The organism is Stieleria maiorica, assembly GCF_008035925.1.
GTDB lineage: Bacteria > Planctomycetota > Planctomycetia > Pirellulales > Pirellulaceae > Stieleria > Stieleria maiorica.
Genome location: NZ_CP036264.1, coordinates 1,035,193 through 1,048,721, shown reverse-complemented (window position 1 = coordinate 1,048,721; position 13,529 = coordinate 1,035,193). Strand labels below are relative to the sequence as shown.

Here is a 13,529-nt window from a genome sequence, read left to right as displayed (position 1 = left end):
CTGTCCCATTGGTCCTATTCGGTCTGGCTGTCGACCGCTGGGAAAATAGGACCAATGCGACATAGACGACCTATATGTCCCCTAGGTCCCATTGGTCCTATTCCACCGCTATATTTTCCGCACCGCGGGCGTCTCCCACACCACAGGCGTCTCCTATCCCCAACGACTACAAATTCGCGCCCCATGTCACGCTCCGCAACCATTCAACGCACCACCGGTGAAACCGACATCCGTCTTTCAATCAATCTGGACGGTGACGGCTCGGGGACACGCAACTCGGGGATCGGGTTTCTCGATCACATGCTCGACTTGCTGGCCAAACACGCGTTGATCGACCTGGACGTCGACGCCAAGGGAGACCTGCATGTGGACGACCATCACACCGCCGAAGACATCGGGATCGCGCTCGGCCAAGCGGTCGACAAAGCCCTGGACACTCGCGCGGGCATCCGTCGCTACGGCCACTTCACGCTGCCCATGGACGAATGTCTGGTCACCGCGGCGGTCGATTTGGGTGGACGCTACGCGTTCGAGTACCACGCACCGATCGCGGCGCCCAAGATCGGGACCTTCGACAGCGAACTGGTCGAACACTTTTGGCAGTCCTTTGCCGCCAATGCGAACTGCAACCTGCACGTGGTGCTGCATCACGGTCGCAACGCACACCACATTGCCGAGTGCGTGTTCAAGTCGGTCGCCCGCTCGATTCGCATGGCCGCCGAATCCGACCCACGCTCCGACAGCGTTCCCAGCACCAAAGGTGTGCTGTAGCGACTAGCCGTAAAAGCAAAGGTAAGCCGTCGCCTGTTTGACCTGCAGTTGAAATGATTCTCCTGCGGCGACACGGAACTCTGTCCCGGTCGGGTAGGATGCAAAATCGTCCGCACCGGGCAGCTTCACCTTCAATTCACCCGAGACGACTTTCATAAGTTCGGGTTCGCTGGTTGAGAATTCATAGTCGCCGACGGCCATCACACCAGCCGTCGCTCGGCCTTCACCATTCTCAAACGCGATCGATTTGACCTTTCCGTCAAAGTACTCGTTGACTTTCATTTTCGTTGTTGTTCGTCCTAGCGTGCGATAATCGAATCGAGTGCAAAATCGTCATGTCGGTCGTACGGATAGAACTGCCGCGCGATTCGCTTGCCCAAAATGCCCAAGTACAGTTTGCGGAACCGGGCTTCGGTCGTTTCGTTGGTGTAAACCCCGGCGGTATTGGGGTACGTAAAGTCGTCGATGTCTCGACTGAACAATTCTTCGCCGGTCTTTGCATCGATCACGGAAATGTGAACATCGGCTCGGCCTCGGTACAAGGTCGCTCCGTCGCGAAGTTTCAAATTCATCACTTCAATCGCCAGCACCTTTTCGGCGTCGACGCCACGGCCGATTTCGGCAAATTCGATCTGGTCCCATCCGTGCGTGTCGCGCCAGTTGGCGATTTTGTCTTCGCGAACCAGTTCGATGTCATCCACCTCCTTGGCCAACCACTGCATCACGTTGCGTCCCAGAATCCGCGCCGAAATATCATCGCTGAACTGGCTGTTCTCCGTGAGCGTCACCACGGCAACCCGTGACTCCTCCAACCCGTCATAAGCGGCGGGGATCTTATCGGCCCCGGAGGCATGAATCAAGTTGGACAGCAGGCCCAGGCAACCGGCTTGGCTGGAAATGAGAACGCAGACGACCGCCGTCAAGCCGAGGCTTGCGACCAGGCGAGACCGTCGGCCCGAGGAATGAAAACGAGACAATCGCATCGACACAAAATCCTTTTCGTGGCTGATCTTCTGGTGAAACCTTACGCCATACCGAAATCCTGGACTTGCCCGCAAGACTTATTGCTGCCGGCTGGCAATCTCGCCAGTCTACGCATCCTGCCAAATCACCCCGGCATACCCCACCACGCGGTCTTTTCCACCACCGTAGTCGGCGCTGGTCGCATAGGCGATTTCTTCCGCCTTGGCCGTTTTGCCCAGCTTGCGCATCACCATCAACACGATCGCTGCGGGAATCTGACCGCACATGCTGATGTTTTCCTGTCCGCAAACGCGCAACAATTCTGCACCGTCCCCGGTGGCCAGCGCGTCGAGCGCCAAACGATCGCGGCGACGGTTCTCGCCATCTTCGGCAAAATGATTCATGTCGCTGCTGATCACCAACAGCGGAGGTTCATCCTGTTCCCGAATCCAATCCGCCAATGCCGATGCCGCTGCTTCAACGGCCTGTAAATCGCCACCGTGCATTGCGATCGCGGCGAGCCGGGCATCGGGGCACAGCCGATTCATCAACGGCAATTGGACTTCGATCCCATGTTCTCTCGCGTGCGCCCGCGAATCGAGTTCCATGCCGGGAATCTGCTCGGCCAATTCGCGGGCCAGCTCTTCGTCGCCGGCGATCTGGACCGATGCACTGAGTTGCCAATGGTGATGCGGTGCGACGGCCCAATCGACGCCATCGGCGGTGTGTTTGGGTCCGATGATCAAGACCCGATCGGGGACCTCGATCCGCCGCCAAATTTCCGCCGCCACCCATCCGCTGTATCGCAGCCCCGCGTGGGGCACCATCACGGCAAACGCCTTGCGTTGTTCGCAAGGCGGCAACCCGTCCAGCAACCCATCGACTTCCGCTTCGCGCCCGGCATCCTCGGCCGCATAAAAGGCCCCGGCCACGGCGGGCTTTCGGACCGTGAATTCGGCGTCGGCACGCGGCCCCAGCGAAACCGAAATGGAATCGCACGAACAATCACAGTGCATCGAATACAGTTGTTCTTCACCACGAAACGCCTCCATCGCCCGCGCCGCATCGATCAAGGCCTGAGGTTCCCGGCCACGGTCGTACTGAATCGCCCAACGCCGACCATCGGTCAGCACCATCGCGCGTGTTCCACCATCCGTCCCGCGCATGTCCGCATCCCCGACAGGACCGTGATGGACGCAGTCGCTTAACACGGCCAACTCGACCTCACATTCGTTCGCCGAAAACACACGTTCATCAAACCACAGCGATGCATGTTCGGTCATCTGGTACAACGACGTTTGCATCGGCCGTGTGTCCTTGATGCTCAACTGCAACCACTGATGCGAACCGTGGGTGGGATGGCGAACCGAGAGGATCAACCCCAGGACCTCCAGATCGCTGACGCCCATCGCGTAATACATCGGCGTCGCTCCGATCTGGAGCGCGATCAAATTGCTGCGCACCCAATCGCGACAAAGTGACAATTCATGTTTGCTGAGCAGGTCCTTCTCGTGTCGCAACAGCGAAGGATCCGTTTCAAACTTACACCCGAAATGAACGCCGTCGAACAACATCACCTGGGCATCGTCTCGCAACCAAACGCCGGCCGGCAACCCTGCCTTGCGACACACGGCATCGAGAAATTGGCGTGCGTTCCAACCTTGTTCGGTCGCGACCTGAGGCAGCAACAACCCGCTGTTGTGACCGAATTCGATTCGCAAGCCGTGCCTGCCGACTTCGACCGCCTGTTCACGTTGATCGCCTTGGACACCGATCGGACGCAGGGGTCCGAGCAGGGAAACGGACAGATCCAGGTACGGCAATTCGCTCATCGACAGCGGCGCCATCCGCGGGTCGCGTGCGGTCCGCGCCGCGGAATCCGCCATCGCTTCGCCCAGCTTCATCGCCCCGCCCTGACGTCCGCAACAGCCGCGCAGCGTTTCACCACGCTTGACGGTCACAAAGACGCCGTCGATCGGCAACTCGGCCAGTTCACCCAGCGAATCGATCGTCGTGGACAGATCCAATCCGCCGACCGCGGCCTGAACCATCGCCGACGCCGCTTTCAAGATCGTCTGCTTCTGATCCTCGGTTAACTTCGTCAGATCGTTAAGGTCTGTCATCGTCACTGCACTCTCCTCCACCGTTGGTTGCCGTTTGATTTCGTCGCGTCCCGATCCCGCCGCATCGCTCGGTGCACGCGTCGGTTGAACCGTCGGCGGCGGTTGCTCAGCTTGCTGCTGCTCAGCTTGCTGCTGCTCAGCTTGCTGCTGCTCAGCTTGCTGCTGCTCAGCTTGCTGCTGCTCAGCTTGCTGCTGCTCAGGCCGCTCAGGTCGCTCAAGCGGCTCGATCCGGACACGCTGCCGCCGTCCGCCCCAATCCCCGGGCACCTTTTCAAACACCCCCGGGATCGTCTCCCCACACTTGGAACATCGATTTCCCGACAACGTGTAGTGTCCCAACTGGTGCCAATCACGCTCGATCAGCACCGTGCCGCAACCGTGGCAATACGTGCTCTGCCTGGCGACATCGTGCACGTTGCCGACGTACACATAGTTTAACCCGCATCGTTTGGCGATCTCGTAAGCCATCACCAGCGTCGCCGAATCCGTCCCGTTACGATCGGTCATGCGGAAATCGGGATGAAAGGCCGTGAAATGAATCGGCACGTTGGGCCCCACATGGTCCATGACCCAAGTACACATCTGCCGGATCTCATCGGCCGAATCGTTCTCACGGGGAACGATCAGATTGGTCAGCTCGACCCAGCAATCGGTTTCGTTACAGACGTACTCGATGGTGTCCAATACCGGCTGCAGGTGCGAACTAGTCACCTTGTAATAAAAGTCTTCGGAAAATGCTTTCAGGTCGATGTTGGCTGCGTCCATCGCAGCGAAAAAATCACCGCGGGCATGGGGCGTGATGTAACCGGCGGTCACCGCGACGGCCTTGATCCCGAGATCGCGACAAGCCTGTGCCGTGTCGATCGCATACTCGGCCCAAATCACCGGATCGTTGTACGTGAACGCGACGCTGCGGCAACCGGATCGTTGCGCCGCCACCGCGATCTCGTCGGGCATCGCCCGGTCGCTCAGCCGGGCCACTTCACGACTTTTGGAAATGTCCCAGTTTTGACAAAACTTGCAGCCCAAATTACAGCCGGCCGTTCCGAAACTCAGCACCGGCGTCCCGGGCAAAAAATGATTCAGCGGCTTCTTTTCGATCGGGTCGATGCAAAATCCCGTGCTCTTGCCATAGGTGTCCAACACCATCCGGCCGCCGACGTTCTTGCGAACAAAACAAAACCCTCGATCGCCATCCTTCATCCGGCAGGCCCGCGGGCAGAGCTGACACAGAATCCGCCCGTCGTCTGTCTCCGTGTACCAGTGCGTTTGAGTTATCATGAGTCCCGTCCCTCACTGACCACACCAACCGAATCCACCATCGATGACCACCAACCGCCGTCGCTTCCTCGCCGCATCCGCCGCCAGCTTCACCGCTGCGGTGACCGCTACCGCCGCTCAATCAACGCTCGGAAATGATGCGGCGGCCACACCTAAGAATACCATCTGCGTGTTCACCAAACCGTTTAACTCGCTTTCCTTTGAGGAACTGGCCGAAAAGATCGCGGCGATCGGCTACGACGGGATCGAAGCCCCGATCCGACGCGGCGGCCACATCGAACCGGAGCAATGCGCCGATGAATTGCCCAAATTGGTCGAGGCGCTGGCCAAATACGGCCTGAAAATCACCGTCATGACCTCCGACATCAACGACCCCGGCGATCCGTCGACCGAGCGTGTGTTGCGTACCGCCGCGACCCTGGGCATCCGACGCTACCGCATGAAATATGTTCACTATGATCCGGACCTGACGATCGACGACCAAATCGCCAATTGGCACGATCAATTCGTCGATCTTGCCGCATTGAACCATGATTTCGGGATCACCGGCCTGTACCAAAACCACGCCGGCAACAAGTACATGGGCGCGGCGATTTGGGACTTGGATCGCGTGCTTGCCGGTATCGCGCCGACCGACATCGGCATGGCCTATGACATCCGGCATGCCACCGTCGAAGGAGGCACCAGCTGGCCGACGACCTTTCGCATGATCCGCGACCACATCGACACGGTCTACGTCAAAGATTTCGTTTGGGAGGGGGCAAAGATGGCCAACGTGCCCCTCGGCCAAGGACGGGTCAACCCAGCCTTCTTCAAGATGCTCGCCGACAGCGACTTCACCGGCCCGATCTCACTGCACGAAGAATACCTGGATCACCGCAAACCGGAACTCGTCCCCCAACACCTCGCCGCGATCGAACAGGACTTGGCGACGCTCCGCGAGATGATGAAGTAGACCATTCAACCGAACGGCCCGAACCGAGAATCGTTGGTGTTTAGCCTTTAGGCGATTCCCGGTCGCTGCGATGCAGCGACCAACCGTGACGCGGTGGCAGAATGATTCGGGGCAGAATGATGAGGTGCCCGTCGGCTGGGGCCCGAACGCTTGCGCGAATCGGCTGAAGTCACTCGTGTTTTGTCGCCCGATGGCTGCGGTCCGTCACCCACGATTGCGGAATGATTTCGCGGGAGTTCTGAACCACCGCGAAATCCAGGTCTTGCACCGCCCAGGCAGAGCCTGCGGACAAATGCCGTGCGTCTAGGTGTCGTTCTTGGCCTTCGCCACAAAAAACCCGACCGAAGACAGCCCGACCAGACACAGCAACACCGAGTACAGCAGGTGATTGGAAAAGAACGCGATCGAAAAGAAGATCGCCACACCGATGGCGGCCGCCCATTTGGGCGGGAACAACCACAGCCCAAACCCGAACAGCGTCTCGACCACGATCACCTTGCGACTGTACCAGGTTGCAATCCCACGCAACGTTTCGGCGTCATAGGTCTCGCGCAGATAGTTGAACACCCAGAAGTCGCGATCGAGAAAATAGATATCGAAGAACACTTCCCCCGACCAATACTCCGGCGTCCACTTTCCGACCGCACCGCCCAGCAAGATCATCGATGCGATCGCGCGAGACAGAAACGCCGCGCGGCGCAGCAAGCCATTCGGCTCGTCGCGATCCATCCGCGTCGTAAACCAGAACACCCAGATCGATGCCCACAAGCTGGTCGCAAACGTCATGTCGTTGTGGCTGGCTTGGTGGACCAACATGACGCCAAGGCAACCCACTTGCCCGAGCGCACTAGAAATGCGAAGCCAAGGCATCACGCCGAAGACGCCCAAGATGATCGCGGCGAGAGATCCGAGGTAAGCCCAACGAACGACCTCGGCCGACTGCAACCACGCGGGAAAGAACGGATCCAACAATGGCAAGCGATGATAGACCTGATCGGCGAGCATGAAGAATTCGTACTTCCATGCCAGCGAGCCGAACACGCCGATTTGAACGATCAAGTAAGCCCACAACACCCGCCCCGCAATCGGTGTTCCGGCTTCGCGATCGCTCGCCCGCTGATCGGCTGGAACCGCAGTCTCCATCACGGCATCTCCTCGGGCGACGAAAACGTGGAGGACTCACGAATCCACTTGAACCTTCCTTCGCCGATCGGTTTGGCATGAATCTTTGTGATCAGCGTTTGCCCGCGATAGGACGACCACAGCGTCACCCAGCGGTCCTGACCGGGATGCAACAACGAATAACGCCCGTTGGCGAACGTCAGCACCCGCGTCGGAAAGTGGTTGATGTAGCGGGGGCGACTGGCATCGATCACCGGCGTAATCAACCCTTCGGGCAAATCGCGGATCTCATACCGATTGCCAAAGTTGTACATCGCCGGAACCGGAGCTTGGACAGCCCACCACGCGAACGAATCGGTGGACAGATGAAAGCGCTTCATCGTCGCCCGCGCGATCGCGGGAGAGAACGGCATCAACAACAACCACACGGACACGACGCCGACGCCCAGCAGGATCAGAACGAACAGCGGATCGCGACGGGAATGCGGTTCGTTACTGTCCATGACATCCTCCGTTTCATCGTCACGAGCGTTTTTGTTGACGTAACCGATTAGTCTACCGTAACGTCGTTTTCGATTGGGCGGGACAGTCGCCGTCCTCTCCGAGGTCGGCGTGGAGCAAAGCTCTGCTTTTTCGCGCTCGCGCCGAGTTCGGAGAACACGGCGACTGTTCGAATGTATCGTCGGGTTCGCAAATCGAGTTGCGGTGGACTATCCCACGCCCTCATACGCCCGATCAAGATCGAGCGTCAGGTTCTCAATCGGCAACCGAGCGGCCTGCCCTGCACCGTACTCGCGCCGAACAAAGCCCGAATCCCCGCGGGTGTAGACCACTGCCGATTTCACGGTTTGTTCCATCAGCACATACGCTTCAAACGTCTCAATCGCCAAATACGCCTCGCGTTTTTCTGCCTCGTCGGTCCGCCGCGTGCTCTCGGAGAGCACTTCAATGATGATGACTGGAGAGTCTTGAAACGTCTCGTCCAGTGGATTCAGCGCACAGGCGACCATCACATCGTCGCGGAATGGATCGGCCCACGGATGGCAGAGCGAACCCACGGATCGCTGGCTGCTTCCCATCCGTGGGTTCGCGCTGCCATCCGTGGGTATTTAACCGTCAGTGGATGGCCTGCACAGCATGACCTACGGTCGATCAACCCGTCTCACGCCTGATCGATCAATCGCAGGGCGATCTCGCGGATTTTTTGTGGGTTGGCGTTGGGGTTCTTGCCGCGGGCCTGACCGATCAACGAACCGACGGCTTTCTGATTGCCGTTTTTGACATCGTCGACGACCTTGGGGTTGGCCGCGAGCAGCTCCTTGACCAAGGCTTCCATTTCCGAATCGTCGACCGCTTCGATCCCCAACGCCTTGATCGCATCTTCGATACCGCCGCCGTTTTCGCTGACGTGTTTGAACACGTCGCGGGCACGGTCGTTGGTCAATTCGCCGGACTTGACTTTGGACAGCAGCTGGCCGAGTTGTTCCGCCGAGACGCCGAAGGATTCGATGTCACTGCCCTGCTCTTTCAGCGTCCGCATGACATCCTGCTGAATCCAGCTGCTGGTCCGTTTCCCGTCGCCGCTGGCCATCGCGGCGGCGTCAAAGTACTCGACCATCGCGCGGCCTTGAGACACGATCACATCGGCGTCATAAGCCTTGATGCCGTATTGTGATTGCAACCGCTCGCGTGTCTCCTCGGGTGTTTCCCCCAGCGACGCGCGGATCTCTTCGACACGCTCGCGGGGGATTCGAATCGGCAACAGGTCCGGGCAGGGAAAATAGCGATAGTCCGCCGACTCTTCTTTTTCGCGCTGGGGATACGTCACGCACTTGACGTCGTCCCAGCCGAAGGTGCGTTTGCCGTGGGTCTGGATCGTGTGCCCGGTTTCCTCCCACTCGGCGTATTGGCGTTCGACTTCATAGTCGAGCGCCGCCGCGACGTTGCGAAAACTGTTCATGTTCTTGACTTCGACGATCGGGGTGGCGATCCGCTGGCCGTGCTTGTCGATGTGCAGGTTGACGTTCGCGTCGACGCGCAAACTGCCCTCTTGCATTTCGCAATCCGAAACGCCCAGGTGCGTCATGATCTCCTTCAGCTTCGTCAGATAGGCCAGCGCTTCGTCGGCCGTTCGCATGTCCGGCTCGCTGACGATTTCCAACAGCGGCGTGCCACAGCGATTCAAATCGATGCGGCTGTCGGCACGACCGGCCGCTTCGTCATGCATGCTTTTGCCGGCGTCTTCTTCCAGGTGGGCGCGGATGATCCCGATGCGACGGATGGCATCGGGATCGGCCGGATCGGTGATCTCCAAACAGCCGTCGGCACAAATCGGCAGATCAAACTGGCTGATCTGATAGCCCTTGGGCAAATCGGGATAGAAGTATTGCTTGCGGTCCCATTTGGTCAGCGGCGGGATGTCACAACGGATCGCCAACCCGGCCCGGATGGCCAGTTCGATCGCGTGTTCATTGATCACCGGCAACGCGCCGGGCAATCCCAAACAAACCGGACAGACCTGGGTGTTCGGTGGGCTGCCGAATTTGGTACTGCAACCGCAAAACAACTTGGTTGCCGTCTTCAATTGGACGTGGACTTCCAGTCCGATGATCGTCGTGGTCGGTAGCTGTGACATCGTTTATTGCTTCGGTCGTTGGGTGTGATAGTCGGTCGCCGATTGGAAGGCGGATGCGGCAAACAGCAAGCGACTTTCCTCGAGCGTCGGCGCCTGCAATTGAATCCCGATCGGCAATCCCGCCGGGTCAAATCCGCCCGGCAAGGAGATCGCCGGCACACCGGCCAGATTCGCGCCGACGGTAAACAGGTCGCACAGATACATCTGGATCGGATCGTCCACCTTGTCGCCCAACTTGAACGCCGGCGTCGGTGTGACCGGCCCCAACAGCAGATCGACTTGCGAGAACGCGGCGTCATAGTCACCGCGAATCAGCCGCCGCACCTTCAGCGCCTTGTTGTAATACTCGTCGGCGTACCCCTCGCTGAGCGCATAGGTCCCGACCATGATGCGGCGTTTCACCTCCGCCCCGAACCCTTCGGCACGGCTGCGGCAATACATCGTCACCAGATCCTTGGCCTCTTCACCGGCACGATGCCCGTAATGGGCGCCGTCATACCGAGACAGATTGCTGCTCGCTTCGCTGGGCGCGATCACATAATAGGTCGGCACCCAGTACTCGCGGTGGGGCAGATCCACATCGATGATCTCGGCCCCCAGTTCTGCCAACACGCCGATCGCGTGCGCAAGCGTGGTGCGAATCGATTCGTCGATCCCTTCGGCCTGCAACGATTCACGCAACACGCCGATCCGCAGGCCGCGAAGGTCATTGGATTCGGTCGCCAAGGTGTAATCGGGAACGGGCTGGTCCAGCGATGTGGAATCCCGCGGCTCAAATCCGGCGATCACGTTCATCAACAACGCGCAATCGTCGGCCGACCAGGCGATCGGGCCGATCTGGTCCAAACTGCTGGCAAAGGCGACCAACCCGTACCGGCTGACCCGACCGTAGGTCGGTTTTAACCCGGTCACGCCGCAAAACGCCGCCGGCTGTCGGATCGAGCCCCCGGTGTCGGTCCCCAGGCTGAGCGGCACCGTGCCGGCGGCCACCGCCGCGGCCGCCCCGCCGCTGCTGCCGCCGGGGGTGCGGGTGGTGTCCCACGGGTTTTTCGTGATCCCAAAGGCGCTCGTCTCCGTGCTCGCCCCCATCGCGAACTCGTCCATGTTCGTCTTGCCGACGATCACGGCATCGGCGGCGCGCAATTTTTCGATGACCGTTGCATCGTAGGGTGGACGAAATCCACGCAACATCTCCGAGGAACAGGTCGTCGGCATGTCGGAGGTGCAGAGCACGTCTTTGACGGCGATCGGCACGCCGGCCAGCGCCCCGAGCGGTTGCCCGGCGGCACGCTTGGCATCGACGGATTTGGCGCTCGCGATCGCCGACTCGCGATCGACGTGCGTGTAGGCGTTGTGCACGGCCTGAGAAGCCTCGATCGCGTCCATCGCGCGCTCGGCAATTTCTACCGCCGATGCCTCACCGGCGGCCTGCAATCGCAGCACTTCCAAAGCAGAATCAAGCATGAAGAGGGTGACCCGTTACGACCAAATGGATGACAGAGCCGGATTATCGACCATCACCGCTCGATCGACCACCGGGCATGAACCGGCGCACGTTGGTGTTTAGCCTTCAGGCCAATACCGCTAAGTTAAGGCCCGGGCGCTTGCGCGAACCGGCTGATGTCAAACCAATATCAGCCGTTTGGCGCGAGCCTACGGGCCCTCCCCCGAGGAAACGACGCTTAACTTAGCGGTATTTGGCTAAAGCCTGGACACCAGCGCAACCCGTTCACTCCGAGATCGCGATCGTCGCGACGCAACCGGCCAGGCCACCGGAAAGTCGGATCGTGGCGTCATGCAATTGGGCGACGCGGTAGGCACGACAAAGCCCCAGTCCCAAACCGCGTCCGGCCTCGCGGCCGCTGTAGAACGGATCAAACGCATGCTTGGACGCATCCACACTCAGCCCCGGCCCGCTGTCGGCGATGTGGATCAACCATTGCGGATTTCGCGACGGGGCCTCCTTTCGCTCCATCGACAACACCACCGTTCCGCCGCTGCCGATCGCCTCGATCGAATTCCGCAACAGAACGCGGATCGCTTCCAGCATCATCGCACGGTCGGCCATCACCAGCGCCGGATCGGAAGCCGTCTCGACCAACAACCGGATGTCGACGCCCGACGCGATCGAGCGGAACTCGTCCCCGGCTTCCCGGACCAACTCATTTAAGTCGATGCGTTCTCGATTGGTTTCCGGCGGGTTGGCGAAAAACATCAACCCCGCGATCATCTCGTGCGCCCGATAGACCTGCTGGACGATCTGCTGAAGCGATTGCTGGCGCTGTGGATCAGCTTCGTCGCGGGCAAGCTGCTGGGCACGCGCCGAAATGTTTGCCAACGGGTTGTTGATCTCGTGGCTCAACCCATACGCCAATTGTTTTGCCGCAGCCAACTTCCGCGTCTCGGCCAGCACCGACAGGCTATTCTCGGTCGCCAATTCCCGCTCGCGTGCTCGCGCCAACCGCTGCAACAAGCGACTGCCTTCGAGTTTCGGTTTCGGCTCGGGGCTGCCGTCCCAGATCACCGCCGGCAAGCGTTCGATCCAATCCGATTCCACCACCGGTCCCAAGACTTGTAACCACTCGGCCGCCGATGCGATCCAGTCCTTGGGCTCGGTCGTCCGGCTGCGGGCCATCAGACGCGACCAACGATGCTGGTGCATCTTGGTGATTCTCGGTGCCGAAACGATCCACTCCCCGGCGGAAAATTCGCTCGGTGCGACGCCGATGAACCACTCAGCCAATTCGGTCGCCGAAACAAAGTCGTCACCGGGCCAACGCAGCAGCGCAAACAACAACAGCGGTGGATCATCTAGAAATGCCGATGTCACTCGGCGGGTCACCAGCGGATTCGAATCGCTCCACTGCGCATCCGACGCGGAAATCGCCGTCGCGACAGCGACCATCGCCGTATCGGACAACGGCAACCACCAACGTTTGCCCGCGCGGTCGATCGGCGGCAAAACACCCCACCAACCGAGCTCGAGCGCCGAGGCCGGAAACGGGGATTCGTTCGATTGGTCGCGGAGACTCGTCACCGCATTCATCTAATTGGTGACTTTGCGTTCCATTTCCAGCAGATCGCAGGATCGCAACACCAAGTCGTCGATCGCAAACGGCTTCTGCATGAAATCGTTCGCACCGGCGGCACGCAGCGCATCCACCTTGTTGTGCTCGACCATCCCGGAAATGCAAAGAATCTTGACCATGTCCAACGCCGGATCACTGCGGACCCGCTGGCAGACCTCTTTGCCGTTGATATCGGGCAACATCACATCCAGAACCACCAGGTCCGGACGGAACTCCTTGACCCCCATCCCGGCATCAAACCCATTGTTGGCCGTGCGGATGTCGAATCGACCGTCGCGTTCAAAGCCGTCTTTCATCAATTCGACCAAATCCTGGTCGTCATCGACGATCAACAATTTCTTCTTGCCGCTCTCGAGTGCGTCGGTCGGGATCCCGTTGTCTTTCATGAACAGATAAAGCTGCTCACGTGGAATCCGCCGAAACTTGCTTCCGGGAACCCGGAATCCCTTAAGCGATCCGTTGTCAAAGCAACGAATGATCGTCTGCTGGCTGACCTTGCAGATCTTAGCCGCTTCGCCTGTCGTAAAGACCGTCTTCGTGGTCATCGCAGAAACCATCCTCCCTGCAGGACGAGCCGTTTCCCAACCTGT

General features: G+C 59.6%; 12 protein-coding genes. 2 read left to right on the top strand and 10 right to left on the bottom strand.

Going from position 1 to position 13,529, the window contains the following annotated elements; genetic code table 11:
- The first annotated feature begins 183 nt into the window (after positions 1-183).
- Positions 184-771, top strand: coding sequence for an imidazoleglycerol-phosphate dehydratase HisB (gene hisB / locus Mal15_RS03295; RefSeq protein ID WP_147866456.1), 588 nt, complete (start codon positions 184-186; stop codon positions 769-771).
- Positions 772-774: 3 nt separating this feature from the next.
- Here the strand turns inward: hisB and ppnP are convergent, their stop codons facing one another.
- From ppnP to amrS, 3 genes are all read right to left on the bottom strand, one after another.
- Positions 775-1,053 (bottom strand): pyrimidine/purine nucleoside phosphorylase, encoded by a 279-nt coding sequence (ppnP, locus tag Mal15_RS03290; protein WP_147866455.1) that lies wholly within the window; start codon positions 1,051-1,053, stop codon positions 775-777.
- A gap of 17 nt (positions 1,054-1,070) precedes the next feature.
- Positions 1,071-1,754 carry a hypothetical protein gene (locus tag Mal15_RS03285; RefSeq protein ID WP_147866454.1) on the bottom strand — a complete coding sequence of 228 codons (684 nt, stop codon included), beginning with the start codon at positions 1,752-1,754 and terminating at the stop codon, positions 1,071-1,073.
- 108 nt (positions 1,755-1,862) lie between these two features.
- A complete protein-coding gene (gene amrS / locus Mal15_RS03280; RefSeq protein ID WP_147866453.1) occupies positions 1,863-5,138 on the bottom strand; it encodes an AmmeMemoRadiSam system radical SAM enzyme in 3,276 nt (1,091 codons plus the stop codon).
- 43 nt (positions 5,139-5,181) lie between these two features.
- Between amrS and Mal15_RS03275 the strand changes: the two genes are divergently transcribed.
- Positions 5,182-6,093 (top strand): sugar phosphate isomerase/epimerase family protein, encoded by a 912-nt coding sequence (locus tag Mal15_RS03275; RefSeq protein WP_147866452.1) that lies wholly within the window; start codon positions 5,182-5,184, stop codon positions 6,091-6,093.
- A gap of 303 nt (positions 6,094-6,396) precedes the next feature.
- Here Mal15_RS03275 and Mal15_RS03270 read toward each other — a convergent pair whose 3' ends face one another.
- The 7 genes from Mal15_RS03270 to Mal15_RS03240 form a co-directional block, all read right to left on the bottom strand.
- A complete protein-coding gene (locus Mal15_RS03270; RefSeq protein WP_147866451.1) occupies positions 6,397-7,236 on the bottom strand; it encodes a hypothetical protein in 840 nt (279 codons plus the stop codon).
- A complete protein-coding gene (locus Mal15_RS03265; protein ID WP_147866450.1) occupies positions 7,236-7,718 on the bottom strand; it encodes a hypothetical protein in 483 nt (160 codons plus the stop codon). The genes Mal15_RS03270 and Mal15_RS03265 overlap by 1 nt, the downstream gene beginning before the upstream one ends.
- A 207-nt stretch (positions 7,719-7,925) precedes the next feature.
- Positions 7,926-8,294 (bottom strand): Uma2 family endonuclease, encoded by a 369-nt coding sequence (locus Mal15_RS03260; RefSeq protein WP_147866449.1) that lies wholly within the window; start codon positions 8,292-8,294, stop codon positions 7,926-7,928.
- An 83-nt stretch (positions 8,295-8,377) separates the two neighbouring features.
- The gene (gene gatB, locus Mal15_RS03255) at positions 8,378-9,850 is read right to left on the bottom strand and encodes an Asp-tRNA(Asn)/Glu-tRNA(Gln) amidotransferase subunit GatB (RefSeq protein WP_147866448.1); all 1,473 of its coding nucleotides are present in this window, start codon (positions 9,848-9,850) and stop codon (positions 8,378-8,380) included.
- 3 nt (positions 9,851-9,853) lie between these two features.
- Complete coding sequence (gatA, locus tag Mal15_RS03250) at positions 9,854-11,314, bottom strand: Asp-tRNA(Asn)/Glu-tRNA(Gln) amidotransferase subunit GatA (protein ID WP_147866447.1); 1,461 nt, start codon at positions 11,312-11,314, stop codon at positions 9,854-9,856.
- Between the two features lie 265 nt (positions 11,315-11,579).
- Entirely contained in the window at positions 11,580-12,887 is a 1,308-nt protein-coding gene (locus Mal15_RS03245) for a sensor histidine kinase (protein WP_167546620.1), read from the bottom strand.
- A gap of 9 nt (positions 12,888-12,896) precedes the next feature.
- A complete protein-coding gene (locus tag Mal15_RS03240; protein ID WP_199773801.1) occupies positions 12,897-13,484 on the bottom strand; it encodes a response regulator in 588 nt (195 codons plus the stop codon).
- Between the last annotated feature and the right edge of the window lie 45 nt (positions 13,485-13,529).